The 16,178-nt window shown below is 47.8% G+C and carries 12 protein-coding genes; 6 read left to right on the top strand and 6 right to left on the bottom strand.

Going from position 1 to position 16,178, the window contains the following annotated elements; genetic code table 11:
* Window positions 1–140: 140 nt before the first annotated feature.
* The 3 genes from OXH18_RS00560 to OXH18_RS00550 all read right to left on the bottom strand — a co-directional run bounded on the left by OXH18_RS00560 (window position 141) and on the right by OXH18_RS00550 (window position 2,244).
* Complete coding sequence (locus OXH18_RS00560; protein WP_268610443.1) at window positions 141–740, bottom strand: ATP-dependent Clp protease proteolytic subunit; 600 nt, start codon at window positions 738–740, stop codon at window positions 141–143.
* A 112-nt stretch (window positions 741–852) separates the two neighbouring features.
* Window positions 853–1,521, bottom strand: coding sequence for an ATP-dependent Clp protease proteolytic subunit (locus tag OXH18_RS00555; RefSeq protein WP_268610442.1), 669 nt, complete (start codon window positions 1,519–1,521; stop codon window positions 853–855).
* A gap of 33 nt (window positions 1,522–1,554) precedes the next feature.
* Window positions 1,555–2,244, bottom strand: coding sequence for an ATP-dependent Clp protease proteolytic subunit (locus OXH18_RS00550; protein WP_268610441.1), 690 nt, complete (start codon window positions 2,242–2,244; stop codon window positions 1,555–1,557).
* A 362-nt stretch (window positions 2,245–2,606) separates the two neighbouring features.
* Between OXH18_RS00550 and OXH18_RS00545 the strand changes: the two genes are divergently transcribed.
* Both OXH18_RS00545 and OXH18_RS00540 read left to right on the top strand, forming a co-directional pair.
* Window positions 2,607–3,848 carry a vWA domain-containing protein gene (locus OXH18_RS00545; RefSeq protein ID WP_268610440.1) on the top strand — a complete coding sequence of 414 codons (1,242 nt, stop codon included), beginning with the start codon at window positions 2,607–2,609 and terminating at the stop codon, window positions 3,846–3,848.
* A gap of 786 nt (window positions 3,849–4,634) precedes the next feature.
* The gene (locus OXH18_RS00540; RefSeq protein ID WP_268610438.1) at window positions 4,635–4,958 is read left to right on the top strand and encodes a hypothetical protein; all 324 of its coding nucleotides are present in this window, start codon (window positions 4,635–4,637) and stop codon (window positions 4,956–4,958) included.
* Window positions 4,959–4,995: 37 nt separating this feature from the next.
* Here OXH18_RS00540 and queG read toward each other — a convergent pair whose 3' ends face one another.
* Window positions 4,996–6,039 (bottom strand): tRNA epoxyqueuosine(34) reductase QueG, encoded by a 1,044-nt coding sequence (gene queG, locus OXH18_RS00535; RefSeq protein WP_268610437.1) that lies wholly within the window; start codon window positions 6,037–6,039, stop codon window positions 4,996–4,998.
* 247 nt (window positions 6,040–6,286) lie between these two features.
* Between queG and OXH18_RS00530 the strand changes: the two genes are divergently transcribed.
* A complete protein-coding gene (locus tag OXH18_RS00530) occupies window positions 6,287–6,721 on the top strand; it encodes a phosphate-starvation-inducible PsiE family protein (RefSeq protein ID WP_268610436.1) in 435 nt (144 codons plus the stop codon).
* A 104-nt stretch (window positions 6,722–6,825) separates the two neighbouring features.
* The gene (locus tag OXH18_RS00525) at window positions 6,826–7,785 is read left to right on the top strand and encodes a DUF362 domain-containing protein (protein WP_268610435.1); all 960 of its coding nucleotides are present in this window, start codon (window positions 6,826–6,828) and stop codon (window positions 7,783–7,785) included.
* Window positions 7,786–7,873: 88 nt separating this feature from the next.
* On the opposite strand, the gene OXH18_RS00520 is transcribed toward OXH18_RS00525, so the two are convergent.
* Together OXH18_RS00520 and OXH18_RS00515 are read right to left on the bottom strand one after the other, a co-directional pair.
* A complete protein-coding gene (locus OXH18_RS00520; protein WP_268610434.1) occupies window positions 7,874–8,599 on the bottom strand; it encodes an AzlC family ABC transporter permease in 726 nt (241 codons plus the stop codon).
* 216 nt (window positions 8,600–8,815) lie between these two features.
* Window positions 8,816–9,655 (bottom strand): AraC family transcriptional regulator, encoded by an 840-nt coding sequence (locus tag OXH18_RS00515; RefSeq protein WP_268610433.1) that lies wholly within the window; start codon window positions 9,653–9,655, stop codon window positions 8,816–8,818.
* Window positions 9,656–9,866: 211 nt separating this feature from the next.
* Here OXH18_RS00515 and OXH18_RS00510 point away from each other — a divergent pair, with 211 nt between their 5' ends.
* Window positions 9,867–11,876: a sensor histidine kinase gene (locus tag OXH18_RS00510; RefSeq protein ID WP_268610432.1), complete on the top strand. Its 2,010-nt coding sequence runs from the start codon at window positions 9,867–9,869 to the stop codon at window positions 11,874–11,876.
* 958 nt (window positions 11,877–12,834) lie between these two features.
* A complete protein-coding gene (locus OXH18_RS00505; protein WP_268610431.1) occupies window positions 12,835–15,891 on the top strand; it encodes an ABC transporter transmembrane domain-containing protein in 3,057 nt (1,018 codons plus the stop codon).
* Window positions 15,892–16,178: the final 287 nt, after the last annotated feature.

Raw genomic sequence — 16,178 nt, 5'->3', positions numbered from 1 at the left:
TCATAAATTCTATGAAATTGAGGATGGATCAAGGAATGGGTAAGACTATCAATAATGGGAGATGGAGAATCGGTAATTGGAACTGAGTAATCTATCACGCATTCCCCATTACCGATTCCCAATCAGCCATTCCCCATTCCCTAAACCGCTTGATCCACAATCACTCGATCGATCAAGCCATACTCCATCGCTTCTTGGGCCGACATAAAGTAATCCCGATCGGTGTCTCGTTCAATTTGTTCGATCGATTTACCCGTGTGATAGGCCATTAGCTCATTGAGGTCACGCTTTACCCGTAAAATTTGGCGGGCTTCAATTTCAATATCGGTAGCTTGGCGGCGTCCAGTTCCACCTAGGGGTTGGTGAATCATGATGCGAGCATGAGGCAAGGCCATACGCTTGCCTTTGGTTCCTGCCGTCAACAAAAATGCCCCCATCGAGGCAGCCAATCCAATACAAATGGTTACCACTTCTGATTTGATGTGCTGCATAGTGTCATAGATAGCCATGCCAGCAGTGACGGAACCACCGGGAGAATTAATGTAAAGGTAGATTGGCTTAGAGGGATCATCAGAATCGAGATAGAGCATATAAGCGACAATGGCATTGGCGATACCATCATCTACTTCTTCAGCTAGAAAGATAATCCGTTCCCGAAACAACCGTTCATAAATGCTAATCCATTGTTCATAGGAGCTACCAGGAAGACGGTAGGGAACGCTTGGAACACCAATAGGCATAGGTCTTAAGAAAGAGTAAAGGATAAAAGATGAAGGATAAGCGTTGGTTGCCGTGATTGAAGCAATAATCGGGCAGCCAATGTTCAATCACCTCCGGCTAGTAGCGGTTAACTCATGTCAAAGCGGGCTGCTGTTGGTTGCTGAGCTTTGAACTTTCCAGCACGTGATCGATTAAGCCATAGTCTTTGGCTTGCTGTGGGGTGAGGTATAGGGTTCGATCGGTATCTTTGATGATGTCGTCGATCGATTTGCCAGTATTCCGCGAGAAGATGTCGAGAATTAGATGCTTCTTGTCTAACACTTCCTTCGCGCTCACCTGAATATCGGTCGCTTGCCCTTGTGTACCCGTTTGTGGGTTGTCCAGCACGATCGAGGCATGGGGCAAACTAGCTCGTTTTCCTTTCGCACCAGACGACAGTAACAGGGTGGCCATGCCAACTGCCTGTCCAAAGCAAATGGTAATGACTTCAGACTTAATATGCTGAATCGTATCGTAAATGGCTAGACCTGCCATCACCGACACCATCCCAGCCATAATCGGACCTCGTCCTGCGGCGATCGGATCGCCCAAGGAGTTGATGTAGAGATAGATCGGTTTATTTTGATCCTCCGAATCCAGATACAACAGTGCCGAAATCAAAGCATTGGCGGTTCCATCAGTAATGGCATCGTCTAGAAACAAGATGCGATTCTGGCTCATGCGGGTGTAGATGTTTACCCATTGCCAGTATGGGCTGCCAGGAATGTTGTAGGGGACCCGAATTGTTCGTTCAACAGGCATATTGACAGTGAGGAAGATAGTTTGAAGAACCCATTAAGCCAAGGCAGGAATTGGTTTGGGCAGATCCTTGACGCTTTCCAGTACCCGATCGATCAAGCCGTATTCCTTTGCTTCATGAGGAGTCATATAGAACATGCGATCGGTATCCTTAGCAATCTTTTCGGGGGGTTGTCCAGTGGTTCGCGAGAGGATATCCAACGTGGCAGCTTTGTTGGCCAACACTTCCCTAGCCCGAATTTGAATATCGGTGGCTTGCCCTTGGGCACGGGTGCGAGGCTGATGTAGCACGATCGTTGCATGGGGCAGGCTAGCTCGATACCCCTTTGTTCCCGATGCCAAAATCATGGCTGCCGTTCCCATCGCTTGACCAATGCAAATGGTATGCACGGGTGGCTTAATGTAATTAATGGTGTCGCAGATGGCAAACGCTTCGGTGGCAAAGCCAATTTCGTCACCGGTATACCACGACGTGCCTGTAGAGTTGATATAGAAAAAGATGGGCTTTTCGGGATCATCGAATTGCAGATACAGCAATTGACCGATAATCAGCTTGGTGACATCGACTCCTAATTGCCGCTTGAGGTCGTCATCGGATACTAGGGGCAACCCCAAGTAAACAATCCGCTCCTTCAATAACAGCGAGGGGAGATCGGGTGGAGGAGTACGATAAGACGCATCTCCATAGTAGTAAGTTGATTGAACAGCCTGAATCGGTGAACTCATAACACGCAGCCTGTAACAATGGCAGGATGTCTACCATAGTAGCGTGATCCTGGAAGCACCAGACAGCCCCAACCCCGACGCTTGAAAGGTGGATATTACGCCTACCAATCTATACACAGGATTTAGCTACATAACTTCCCTAGGTGAATCAGTGCCGATCGCGAAGTTGGCAGTGCCAATCCACATGACAGCAGCGTTATTTCTAAACTTTTCCTTAAGGAGCGCCGATCGCCTTGTTTCTCAAGCCAATACAACAAAAATATAGGGAAATCCGAACACTCCGTAATTCAGAATAAAGAGATGAAGTTATTGAAGTTACCCCCATCACGACCTCACACACCAAATTCAGGAGCTTTGTTGTTATGAGAGTGGGTTTGCAAGCGGCACTGAGCGATGAAAATTTAGATGCGACTCAGGCAAGTAGTCAACGGCAGTTAGCCATTTCGCTGTCGGCCTTGCCCGAAGCAGGAGGACGTACGGCTCCACTGAACCTTTGCTTGATTTTGGATCACAGTGGTTCCATGAAGGGGCGTCCGCTGGAAACCGTCAAGCAAGCTGCTCATCGCATTGTCGATAGCCTCTCTCCTGATGATCGCCTCTCGATTGTGGTATTCGACCATAAAGCCAAAGTCATTGTCACCAATCAAGTTGTCGAAAATCCGGCGGCGATTAAGCTTGAAATCAACAAACTTCAGCCCAGTGGCGGCACAGCCATTGATGAGGGAATGCGGCTAGCATTGGAAGAACTGGCCACGGGGCGAAAAGATGCCGTCTCGCAAGCATTTTTGCTGACCGATGGAGAAAATGAACATGGCGATAACGATCGCTGCTTGAAGTTGGCAAAATTAGCTGCCGATTACAGTATTACCCTTAATACCTTGGGGTTTGGCGATAACTGGAATCAGGATGTGCTGGAACAAATCGCCGATGCGGGTGGCGGCAGTTTGTCCTATATTCAGCGTCCGGAAGAAGCCATCAGTGAATTTGCTCGCCTGTTTACGCGGATTCAATCGGTCGGGCTGATCAATGCTCATCTACTCCTGAATTTGACACCCAAGGTACGCTTAGCAGAACTAAAGCCGATCGCTCAAGTGGTTCCCGATACCATCGAACTACCCGTGATTCAGGAAAACGGACAGGCAATCGTGCGCTTAGGCGACTTGATGATTGACGCTCCCAGAATTGTTTTGGCTAACTTGTATGTCCATCAACCAAAGCCTGGGACCTATGCAATTGCCCATGTGCAAGTCCGTTACGACGATCCAATCACTGGACAGACTGATTTGCTCTCTGAGCGGATTCCGGTAGAAGCGAACGCTCTACAAGATTTTCAGCCGGCCGTTAATCCTCAAGTGCAACAGCACGTGTTAGCTTTAGCCAAATATCGACAAACGCAAATTGCGGAGACAAAGTTGCAACAGGGCGATCGGGCTGGGGCTGCTACAATGCTGCAATCGGCGGCTAAGACGGCGCTGCAAATGGGTGATCAAGGAGCCGCTACAATCTTGCAAGATAATGCAACGCGCCTGCAAGCAGGTGAGGAGTTGACAGAGTCCGATCGCAAGAAGACTCGGATTGCCTCAAAAACAATTTTGCAACCTTAGTAGATCGCTATTGAATTAGCAAGCCTTGGCAAAGGGTACACGCATTAAGAAGTACTTGCCGTGGTGTTGATTGTTGCAAATAGAGATCTGTTCGTCAGTAGATAGGTTTCATGACATGGTGATAGTGGCAAACCCAAATATTGAAACCATGAGTCATCCGTCTCAATGAGGTAAAAAGCCACTAAATTCAAGCAACACTAATGAGATGACTAGACGGGTAGAGCAACCTTGCGCAAATCCTGACGCGATTTCTGCAATTTAGGGAAGGTGATTGAATAACACAACTTAGCTGTGAGGGTCTTCTACCGCTTGCACAAATCTCCTTGCCCCTTCACAATGGGGATGAAATTTTTGTTTAGCCAAACGAATTTTGGCGCAACCCCTGGTGCATCGAACAAGAGGAGCAACGATGAGATTTGGTGAGACAGTAACACAGATTCAAGGACGATCGGCTTGGCAGCAATTTTTGGGCCAACGCTTGTTATATTTGATACGCATTGTATAACCAATCAATTGGACATAGATGGTGACAATCTTGACAGATATCATACAGATGTCATTTCGGCGCGAAACAACGATTCAAGTGCCTTTGATTCATCCTTATGATTTCGATTAAAGCCGTTGGAGTGTTTATCAAATATTCTTATCAAGTATTTACCCTCGCTGCTACCAAACAGCATCTACACTCACAGATACACTCACAGATATCGATCGGAGGATTTTGCTCCTGAGCACTGTGTCACTTGTTCTAGCCTCGATGGGGTGGGGTGCAGTGCGCTGCTCATCGTGCTGACTCTACATGGATTGTCTCAGGAGAATGCCCCTGCCTTTGTTAGCGACCTTGTTATGCATCCTCCTACTGTTCCTCACCTACTCAAAGTCAGTATCGCTCCTGTGCCAGGCGGAGTGATGTTAACAATTTGGGAACCCATTGAGCGGGACGAAATGCGAGTGAAACCATTTCTGTTCAAACTACGGTATCGAATGTCTTCTGAGGCGGAGGCCAGAAAATTTGTAGCAGAGTATCATGCGCTTTATAAAGCGGCTTCGCCAACTTCTAGCCGTAGAGTGCCAAGGTTAATTGATGAACCCGAAGGAGACGACAGCTAGGTAGAAAGTGGAATAGAAATCTGTGGAGCGATCGAGTTTAGCATTGATTGAGGGGTGTAACGCCCTGAAGCGCAGCCCGAGCATTACGTCTTAGCATCGCTGGTTTAATGCGGCGCAGTGCCGAAGTTGGAAAGCGATCGTCCCAATCTTGATCGCTTAGGTTTGCCAGCGACTCTAAGGTGGGGGCAAGGTTCCAGGGATAGGGCTGAAATTCTGCCACATCGGTTTCTTGAGCAAAGCGCTGATTCCACGGACAAACATCCTGGCAGATATCGCAGCCTGCTACCCAACCCTGGAGCTTAGTGGCGATCGCTTCAGGGATTTCTCCGCGATTTTCAATCGTATGATAGGCGATGCAGCGGTTTGCATCCACCACAAAGGGCTGAGTAATGGCTTGAGTGGGGCAGGCTTCTAGGCAACGAGTGCAAGTACCGCAATGTTGTGTCTGGGGGCGATCGGGAGGTAGCTCTAGGTTGGTCAGCACTTCGCCTAAAAATACCCACGACCCATATTCCCGTGTGATCACATTACTGTTTTTGGCGATCCAACCCAGTCCAGCCCGCTCGGCCCAAACTTTATCTTGAATCGGGCCCGTATCCGCATAGTAGCGAGCTTCAATCGTATTGTCTTGTGCCTGTAGCCAGGTTACCAATGCTTTCAGGCGTTTATGTAAAATTCGATGATAATCCCGCCCCCAGCCATAGCGAGAAATTTTGGCATACATGTCCCCTGACGGACGATCGTGCGGGGTGTAGTAATTGAGGGCGACGCAGATCACCGACTGCACCGATGGCATCAGCGATCGAATATCCTGGCGCTTGGGGTTCTCCATCCAAGCCATATCTGCGTGATACCCTTGACTCAGCCAAGCTTGAAGAGCCGCAACCAACGTTGATGAGGATTGCTTTCTAGAGTTTAACCGCTTGGAGGCAGCCGCATCTTCTTCTATCCAATCTCCACCCTCAACCCCCTGATTCTCCACCCCCTCCTTACTTACCGGCTCCCACTCTCTAACCCTAGCAATTCCCACCTTATGGAAGCCCAATTCCAAAGCTTTTTGCTTAATCTGATGTCGATTCATGGAACCTCAGAATCTCGTTGAATTGATTTCATGTTGTATTGGGTTTCGATCGACTGAGTCGCTCATTCAAATTCTTGCTATCGATCCAGCGCTCTAGAATCAGATGATCAAGATTAAGGCATCAGAAACCCTATCTCTACTCTGTACAAATTGCAGTTCTCAGCTTAATTTAATTCTAGACGAAGTTCACCCAGACAACTGTTTTCAACAAATTCTTATGAATGCTTGGCAAAGGTTATTCAGACGCGTGAAACATGCAACAAATGACAATAATTTTGTGGCTGCACTCGATCATTTTGTGGTAATGATTGCCAAGCTCTTATCGATCGCCATGATTGGAGTGATTATTGTTTCAGTTATTGATCTTTGTGCTTTCCTATTAGGAGAAATTATCTCTGAACCTCTTGGCTTTTTTAGCGTTACGTTGATTGAAATTTTTGGATTGTTTTTGAATGTTTTGATTGCGATCGAAGTTTTAGAAAATATCATGGCGTATCTAAAACGGCATGTCATTCAAGTAGAATTGGTGATTGCTACGTCATTGATTGCTGTAGCCCGTAAAATTATTATTTTTGATTTCGCTAAAGCCGGGGGGCTAGAATTGGCGGCCTTGGCGATCGCCATCTTTGCGTTGTCTATTAGCTACTGGCTGGTACACCGCACAAATCGTCAGTACGATTAGAAAGGCTCGCAAAGCAAAAGCAATGTAGGCGGTAGCGTAAATTGAATTCTTAAAGATTACCTTCTAAACTAGCAACTAGCACTCGCACGTTTGAGGAACTACCTATGCCGACGGTTAGCCTGCTGCAAGCTACGTCCTATGAGCCGCAATACTTGCGATCGAGTCTAGAGACACTATTGGAGCCGTTGGGTGGCATGAGGGCGATTGTGAAAGCGGGCGATCGAGTGTTGCTAAAGCCTAACCTGCTGACAGGGGCGCGTCCCGGCAAAGAATGCACCACTCGCTGGGAGTTGGTTTACGTGGTGGCGCAGATGGTACGTGATGCGGGTGGCAATCCCTTCTTGGGCGACAGTCCAGCATTTGGTAGTGCCAAGGGAGTGGCCATTGCCAACGGTTATCGCCCCATCCTCGACGAACTGAAACTGCCTATTGTTGATTTTCAAGGCAAGCGCTATCAAACCATTGGAGCAGAATTTAATCACCTGCTGCTGTCAAAAGAAGCGATGGACGCCGATGTGGTGATCAATTTGCCCAAGGTGAAATCGCATATGCAATTAACCTTAACGCTGGGCGTGAAAAACCTATTTGGCTGCGTTCCCGGCAAGATGAAGGCGTGGTGGCATATGGAAGCTGGCAAAGATAGCGATCGCTTTGGCAAGATGCTGGTAGAAACCGCCCGGACGATCGCCCCAAACCTGACGATTCTCGATGGCATTATCGGGCATGAAGGTAACGGTCCCAGTGGTGGTAACCCTCGGTTCTTGGGCATTTTGGGTGCCTCCACCGATGTGTTTGCCCTCGATCGCGCCATAGTTGAGGTACTGAATGTAGAACCGAGCCGAATTCCAACGATCGCCGCTGCGCAACAATTAGGGCTATGTCCCAAATTAGCCGATATTGACTTTCCGCTTTGCACCCCTGCATCCCTGCAAATCCCTGATTGGAAGCTGCCCACCCGCATGGCTCCGATCGACTTTGGCGCTCCCCGCGTGATCAAATCTACCTTCAAGCACTTGTATATTCGGTTCATCAAAGAGCCATTGGCAGCTTACAGTGATCGGTGATTGGTCATTGGTAATCGGTAATCGGTAATCGGTGATTGGTGATTATTGGCGATTTAAAGAACTTAGCCTGTTCCCCACTCCCGACTCCCTATTCCCCACCTCCCTTTTGCCACTGTTCGCACAGCGCACCCATCACAATGCCTGCTACCGTTGCCACCATTAATCCCAATTGATGCGGTAGCCCGTGCGCCAACAGTGCCGTTATGCCAGCTACTAGAACCGCCACAACCATGGGTTGATTCATGAGGTAGGGAATTACCATACCGATGAAAGTGACAGACATGGCAAAATCTAACCCCCACTGAGTGGCATTGGGAATTAAATGTCCAATTGTCAGTCCGGCAAGGGTGCAAAGCTGCCAGTTGAGATACATAAATAGGGAAGCGCCCAAGTGATACCAGTGCTTGTGGGGTGATTGATCGGGCTGACTATAGCGAGCAATGGCAACGACGAAGGCTTCGTCGGTGAGCCAAAACCCCAACGGCAGTTTCCAAACATGAGATAAATGGCGCACATAGGGCACGGTACTAATGGCATATAACAAATGACGTAGATTCACCACAAATGTTGTAGCAATAATCAGTGGAAGCGCCGTTCCGGCCACCACTAGTCCGATCGCGATGAACTGAGATGATCCGGCAAACACGAAAGCCGACATTGCTAGCGTGGCGGCAAACGATAGACCGCTGCTGGCGGCCAGCGTACCAAAAATAATGCCAAAGGGAATTGCGCCAACGACGAGGGGAAAAATAGCACGACAGCCAGCCCAAAATTCGGCCGTAGGTGAGGACAGTTCTGAAGAGGTGCGGTACATCGATCGGTTGAAGTGATGGTGAGTGAACCCTACGTCTCAGCATAGAGAAGGCTTGTGCAAATGTCTTGGACATTTTTTCAAATGTTGCAGTAGAAAATATGGCAGTCAAAAAGGTTGGGACCGCTCCATTTGACTACTGGATTTTATGCAAGCCATTGTCTGAGTTCAGGATAAGTCATGCTGAAATCATCCCAGCGGTAACAAAATAGTATAATCCTATTCCTTAAAACAGCCGAGCACATATTGTCCTGGCGTTGCACCCACGAATCGTTTAAAGTGGCGATTGAGATGACTTTGATCGGTAAAACCTGTGTCATACGCTACTTGGGCGATCGGTACTCCAGCCGCCAGCAGGTCTTTGGCGCGGGCTACCCGTACTTGCAACAAGTAAGTGTGGGGCGGCAATCCTGTTTCCTGACGAAAAACGCGCAACAATCGTAAAGGTTTTAGATTAGCCAATTGCGCCAGTTGTTCCAGGGAGATGGATTGAGCATAGTGAGTTTGCAAATAAGTACGCACTTGAGCAACGGCAGCATGTTCGCAACCCAAAGAAATATCTGCTGTCCGAATTTCGGCATGACGGTAAATAAGTTGGGCGAGTGTCCACAAAAAGCGGGATTCTCGCTCTAATTCAGAATGTGCTGCCTCGATCGCCATGTGCAACTGTCGCAATTGAGCCGCTAAAGGACGATCGTGCAGAACAGGATGCGCAAAAAAGGGAATGCCGCCTGACGTGTCCGTCAGTTGGCTCAGGGCAGCTTGTACCAACTCCACATCAGGATATAACATGCGGTAAGACCAGCCCGACGGAATTCCTGCCTGTCCGGTATGCACTTCTCCAGGGTGCACCACAACGATGCTGCCCGCTGGGGCTTGGTAATTGGTTCCACGATAGGCAAACGCTTCCACCCCCGACTCAATCACCCCGATCGCATAGCCATCGTGTGTATGCCGGGTGAAACAATGGGTGACATAGGTAGCCCGTAGCATTTCTGTGTTGCCTAAAACGGGATCGCGCCAAACTTTAGCTTGCTCAGGTGGTCGTTTAGTTGGCACAGGCTTCTCTCCGTTCATCGGGCAGGTAACTCGATTGCTTGAGATTGAAAGCCGAACCGAAACCCACTTCAATATATCTGCAAACAACCCCAGCGATGGCATCAAACTGAATTCAGGAGAAATTGTATCAATAAGTTTATAGTCGATAAATTAAGTTTATGGTTGTATGGGATAGACGCATCCGATCCGCCTCTCTCACGTTCGTTAACCCATGCCCCTGCGTTACGTTTTAACGAAACTCTCTAGCAAGGTTCCCCTCCGGGCGGTGCTGATTGTTCCATTTGTTTTACAGATTGTTACGGCAGTTGGGTTAACTGGGTATTTGTCTTTACGCAATGGTCAGATTGCTGTTAATCAGGTCGCAGACGAACTGCGGCGAGAAATTACCAATCGAATTGAAGGGCGGTTACGCAGTTATTTAGAGGTACCTGCCCAAGTTAACCAAACAAATGCCAACTTGATTGAGCAAGGGCTGCTAGATATTTCGGACCTGAGCCAGCTTGATCATTACTTACTGAAACAAATTCGTCAATTTGATGAGTTGACCAGCATTGCAATCACGACCGATGCTCCTGATTATGTCGAGGTGATTACCTTTGATCGTCAGGCGTTTACATTCAATGTGTGGAACAAAGGCGGAACAGGCATTTTGCAATGGACGATCGATCAGCAGGGCAACCGCAGCACCACTGAAGCGACCCCCACTTACGATCATCGTCAGCGCCCTTGGTGGCAAGACACGCTCCGATTGAATCGTCCGAACTGGTCTCGTCCATTTGCTGCCATTACGCCCCAACGATTGATTATTTCCTTGAATCAACCAATCTACAATCAGCGAGGAGAGGCGATCGGGGTGCTTGGGTCTGACTTATCACTGTTGGCAATTCGCGATTTCCTGAATTCACTGAAAATCGGTAAAACTGGTGAGACTTTTATCATTGAGCGAGATGGCAGCCTCATTGCCGCCTCTACGAATGAATTTCCGTTTCGTTCCCTGGGAAAAGGGAAGGCAGAGCGCTTGCTAGCTGTAGAAAGTCAAGATCCATTAGTTCGCGCCACGGCTCAGCATTTACAGCAAGAATTTGGTAGCTTTGCTCGGCTTAATCAAGCCAAACTGGAGTTTGCAACCGCAGACGGACAGCAACAGTTTCTCCAGGTTATGCCGTTTCAAGATCCACGTGGCATTGATTGGCTTGTGGTGGTCGTGATTCCCGAAGCCGACTTCATGGAACAAATTCATGCCAATACTCGCCTCACATTACTGCTGTGTGCCGTTGCATTGGGAACGGCGATCGCATTTGGCATTGCCACAGCCCATTGGATTACTAAACCGATCATGCAATTAAGCCGGGCATCGGCTGCGTTGGCAAAAGGAGATTGGGATCGCCCCATTACCATTCAGCGATCGGGCGAGTTAGGCATTTTGTCGCGGGCATTCAACGATATGCGGGAAGAGTTGAAACAGTCGCATCGGCAATTGGAAGAATATTCCCACGGGTTAGAACAAAAAAATCATCAATTAGCCACCCTTGAAGCCGAACTGCGCAAACAGTTGAATTTGTTTCTTCATGCCGTGTCCCATGATTTGAGAAATCCGGTCATTGGTACGTCGATCGTGTTGGACGGGTTAAGCCAGCAACCAGGGGACGAAGTGAAATTGTCGCGGCGCGTGCTAGAACGCATGATTGAGGGAAATCAACGACAGCTTGATCTGATTAACTCCCTGATTGATACTCATGCCACCGAAACTTGGGGCATTGTGCTACATCGCCAACCGATCGCCCTGCATGAGTTGGTCGAGGACGCCACGGCAGATCTACAACCGATCTTAGAGCGAGATCAGGCTGTTTTACAGTCTGATATTGCCCCTGATTTACCGCTTATTGAGGGCGATTCCTTGCAACTAATCCGGGTCTATCAAAACTTAATTGCCAATGCTCTGAAACATAACCCACCGAGTTTAACACTGATTCTGAATGCCAAACCAATCGATAATGCTCTGTATTGCACGGTGACGGACAATGGGGTTGGGATTCCACCCGAGCAGTGCGATCGATTGTTCGATCCCTATTTTCGCGGTAGTCAAAAACCAAAATCTGTTGGGTTGGGCTTAGGGCTTTATCTATGTCGGCAAATTATTGAGGCGCATGGAGGTGCAATCGGCGTTCGTAGTCAGGTTGGGGAAGGTACAACGTTTTGGTTCACGCTACCACTCCATTAGCAGCACGATCGACTGTTTATAAAAATTTTGTAAAGTCTCTAAGAACACAACTGCATCGACGCAGAGTTTCTATAGAATCCTATGAAAAGGAAGTTTTTGACCGATTCAAGATCAGACGTTCGTCTCAGTGGTTAATTTGTTTTACAGAAACATATTCATTCACAGAAACATACTCATTCACAGAAACATATTCACTCTTGAAAGATTAGTTCGATCAAGATTAGTTCGGTAAGTGTTGAACGAAACGATTTCATGCTGTTCTAGGATTGCTTCAGTAAATCTGATTGCTTGAATAGATTGTCCATGTTATTATCGACCGTGATAACCAGAAATAAGTAGAAAACTGTCACGATTCTTTCCGATAGTTTGTCGAAATGGTTACTCTTACAGGTTTGTTGATACTCAATGGCTAGCTAGCTGGTTCGCAATTGTGCTCGTAATTACGTTGAACGTTAAATAGGTGTTTTGCCAGGCACGTATATTTTTCTCTCTATGTGAGTTTGTACTCAAAGCGATCGAGGCTTTTATAAACTTCATTGTAGATTGTGTCATTGTAGATTGTGTCAGTGTTGTTCCTGTGAGTCCCAATCTGCCCATAGGCTTTGATTTCTAGCCTGCAAAATAGCTCACAAATTTTATCCGATATTGTCTGAATCTTGTGTCCGAACGTTGTCTGAATCCCTCTTTCAGGCAACTTGATTAACATCCTAATCCACCCTTCAACTGTGCCTTTCACTTTGAAAGACATCTCTTGACCGATCTTGACTACTAACAACTCAGCTTCTTTAGAAGGCTCAGATTTCGCTCAACCTCTAACCAAATATCAAGAGGCTGTACTATGCGCACAAGTCTCGACAATCCAGGGAGAAGAAACCCGCTTTCTCCTCGCCCTTGGACAACTGAAATACCTATCAAAAACTTTCTGACACTGCTCTCCCTTCCAGATGCAGAATCTTGTATGGATTATGCAGAAACGCTGAAGGTTTACAACTTTCGTCTGGGAGACGAAATTATTACCTACCCGCCTTCCACTGAAAGAGTAGAGGACTTAAACCGCTCGAACAGTCACAATCAATACAAAATTTCCGATTTGTATTGGATCTGCCAAGGACGAGTGCGGCTATTGTGTTCCAGAGCCGATCGGCAACGCGAGGTGTCGGCGCTATTGTTGGAGTCGAACCAAACCTTTGGAGCCGATGGCCTATTTCTTGCCGACCCCTTGCCCTATCGCGCTGTAGCCGCCAGCCCGGTGCAAATCGCCCACCTATCTGCGCCTAATCTGGAACGGCTTCTGTCACAGTGTTCATCTTTGCACCAGCATTTATTGAGCCAGGCGCAAAACCGAGAAAAATTTATCTTTTTTCGCAGCCTTACCAATCTCCAATCAATCGCCAGTCACCAGTTAGCAGCCTTTGTCCCAGCCATCCAAGATCAGGCGCTTCCAGCCGCAACCCATTTGGCTGAAATTCCATCGGTTAACCCCGGTCATGTGTGGTTAAGAGCCGGAACCATTCGCGGCCAAGCCCCGCCCCACGTTGGGCAAGATTGGAACTACCCGCCGCCCACACCAACTGATTGGGTGGCACAAACCGATTTGCGGCTCTATTACCTGCCCGTCGATCGGTGGCAAGAACTGGCTGCCCTGCGTTCTCCATCAGACGTGACGGTTGAGCGGTGTGAGCCAGACCACCTCACGACCTCAAACGACGAAGCTGATGTGGTTAAACGTCGATCGCGGGGGCGCATGATTTATCAACCCTTGCCTCAGCCAGAGCGCAAAGCTATCTCGGCGCCTGCCTCTACCCCGGCTGAAGCCAAGTCAACGCGGGTTCCCTTTCCTAAGCCCGTTCGTCGTCATCTGCTCGATTTGCTCGATCGCTATCCTTGGGTAGAACAGCAGAGTTCGTCAGATTGTGGAGCCGCTTGTTTAGCGATGATTTCGCGATATTGGGGCAAACAGTTCCCTCTGCATGTGCTGCGGGAACGGGCGAACGTTGGGCGATCGGGCGCGTCTCTCAAAGGATTGGCCAAAGCAGCCGAAAGTGTCGGATTTCAAGCTCGTCCCGTTCGAGCTAGCTTCAGTCGTATGGCTGAACAAACCAATCCTTGGATTGCGCACTGGCAGGGCGAGCATTACGTCGTGGTTTATCAAGTTGGCGCTAAACGAGTTGTGATTGCCGACCCCGCCCTTGGTCACCGATCGCTGTCCTATGGTGAATTTCAAAAGCATTGGACTGGCTATGGGCTATTGCTAGATCCCACAGAGCAATTGCAGTCTACTGATATTCAGCAGGCTTCTCTGGGGCGATACTTCAATGCATTGCTGCCTTATCGATCGACGGCCCTACAAAATATTTTGTTTTCGATTCTAATTCAGATATTTGGATTAGTCACACCACTATTCACTCAAATTATCTTAGATAGGGTAGTCGTACAAAGAAGTTTGACTACCCTCAATGTCTTCGCGGTGGGATTACTGGTGTTTGGTATTTGGAGTATTTTTCTATCTTCTGTTCGTCAGTATCTATTAGCCTATTTTTCCAATCGATTGGATTTAACTCTCATTAGTGGATTTGTTAACTATACGTTAATGTTACCACTCAAGTTCTTTGAAACTCGTCGAGTAGGAGATATCATCACACGAGTACAAGAGAATCAAAAGATTCAACGGTTTTTGATTCAACAGGTGGTTCTCGCTTGGCTCAATTTTCTCACTGGCTTTGTCTATTTAGGGTTAATGCTTTATTACAATTGGCAACTTACCCTGCTGGTGTTATTGCTAATTGTGCCGATCTTACTGTTGACGCTGGGTGCAACACCGTTGCTGCGAAAAATCTCGCGGGAAATCTTTAAAGAAGTTTCCGATCAAAATTCGGTATTGGTTGAAATGCTGACTGGCGTTACCACCATCAAATCTGTGGCAGCGGAAAAAGAAGCGCGGTGGCGCTGGGAAGATCATTTAACTCGGCAAATTAACACACAATTTCGCGGTCAAAAGTTGGCAATCCGCTTACAGGCTGTCAGCGGGTTGATTAATTCAATCGGTGGCACAGCGTTGCTGTGGTTCGGCGCGGCGTTAGTGATTCAAGATCAGCTAACGATCGGTCAGTTTGTGGCGTTCAATATGATGATTGGCTATGTCATTAGCCCAGTCTTAGCACTAGCAGGACTGTGGGACGAGTTGCAGGAAGTGTTAATTTCCGTTGAACGACTCAATGATGTGTTTGAAGCTGCTCCAGAAGAATCGGTGCAGCAGCCACTTTTAGTGTTGCCGTCTTTGAACGGGGAAGTACAGTTTGAAGATGTTACTTTTCGCTATAGCGAAGATGAAGAGCAAAACACCCTGCAAAATATTTCATTTCATGTCAAACCTGGACAAACAGTGGCGATCGTGGGGCGCAGCGGCTCTGGCAAAACCACGCTAGTGAAGCTGCTGGAGGGGCTATATCATCCTAATCACGGGCGGGTGATAGTCGATGGACATGATATTCGCCATGTTTCTCCGGCATCGCTACGATCGCAATTGGGCGTTGTGCCCCAGGAGTGTTTTCTGTTTTCCGGAACCATTTTAGACAACATCACCCTCTACCGATCGGAATTTAGACTGGAGCAAGTTGTAGAAGTGGCAAAGCTGGCCGAAGCCCATGCTTTTATTCAAGCGATGCCATTAGGTTACAACACGAAAGTAGGTGAACGAGGCAGTTCCCTATCAGGCGGACAACGACAACGGATTGCCATTGCCCGCGCCTTGCTGGGCGATCCCAGAATCCTAATTCTGGATGAAGCAACCAGTTCACTAGATACAGAATCGGAGCGACGGTTTCAGCGCAATCTGGCTCAGATTCGGCGCGATCGCACGACGTTTATTATTGCCCATCGTCTCTCAACGGTGCGCCATGCCGACACGATTCTAGTGCTCGATCGAGGTGTATTAGTTGAGCAGGGATCGCATAACGATCTTTTATCACTGCAAGGGCTTTATTATCATCTGGCCCAGCAGCAGCTTGATCTATAGCTAATACAGCTAATACTTGAACCAACACCTAAGTTAATGCTTGCTGTTCACTTGATTTGAATCTAGAGAAACGTATTGAGAAAGTTTTGCACGAAACAAGATTTTGTAAACAAATACATCGATCTATGAAAAACTTGCCAATTTGGCAGAACACAAAATGCATCGAACCTAGCATATTTACCAAGGGATATTAAGCAATCATCATTCATGGCATTGTCTGCGTTGCCGTATGCGATCGATCTCTAGTATTGAGGCTTCACTGATTGAAACTAACAGTTTTGCGCTTG

The organism is Thermocoleostomius sinensis A174 (assembly GCF_026802175.1).
In the GTDB taxonomy this organism is placed as follows: Bacteria; Cyanobacteriota; Cyanobacteriia; order Elainellales; family Elainellaceae; genus Thermocoleostomius; species Thermocoleostomius sinensis.
This window is presented reverse-complemented; position numbering and strand designations above follow the sequence as displayed.

What these genes read in the sequence shown, in the direction of transcription:
- OXH18_RS00560 (WP_268610443.1), bottom strand. Translation starts at nt 740, where the DNA reads ATGCCTATTGGTGTTCCAAGCGTTCCCTACCGTCTTCCTGGTAGCTCC.
- OXH18_RS00555 (WP_268610442.1), bottom strand. Translation starts at nt 1,521, where the DNA reads ATGCCTGTTGAACGAACAATTCGGGTCCCCTACAACATTCCTGGCAGC.
- OXH18_RS00550 (WP_268610441.1), bottom strand. Translation starts at nt 2,244, where the DNA reads ATGAGTTCACCGATTCAGGCTGTTCAATCAACTTACTACTATGGAGAT.
- OXH18_RS00545 (WP_268610440.1), top strand. Translation starts at nt 2,607, where the DNA reads ATGAGAGTGGGTTTGCAAGCGGCACTGAGCGATGAAAATTTAGATGCG.
- queG (WP_268610437.1), bottom strand. Translation starts at nt 6,039, where the DNA reads ATGAATCGACATCAGATTAAGCAAAAAGCTTTGGAATTGGGCTTCCAT.
- OXH18_RS00525 (WP_268610435.1), top strand. Translation starts at nt 6,826, where the DNA reads ATGCCGACGGTTAGCCTGCTGCAAGCTACGTCCTATGAGCCGCAATAC.
- OXH18_RS00520 (WP_268610434.1), bottom strand. Translation starts at nt 8,599, where the DNA reads ATGTACCGCACCTCTTCAGAACTGTCCTCACCTACGGCCGAATTTTGG.
- OXH18_RS00510 (WP_268610432.1), top strand. Translation starts at nt 9,867, where the DNA reads ATGCCCCTGCGTTACGTTTTAACGAAACTCTCTAGCAAGGTTCCCCTC.
- OXH18_RS00505 (WP_268610431.1), top strand. Translation starts at nt 12,835, where the DNA reads ATGGATTATGCAGAAACGCTGAAGGTTTACAACTTTCGTCTGGGAGAC.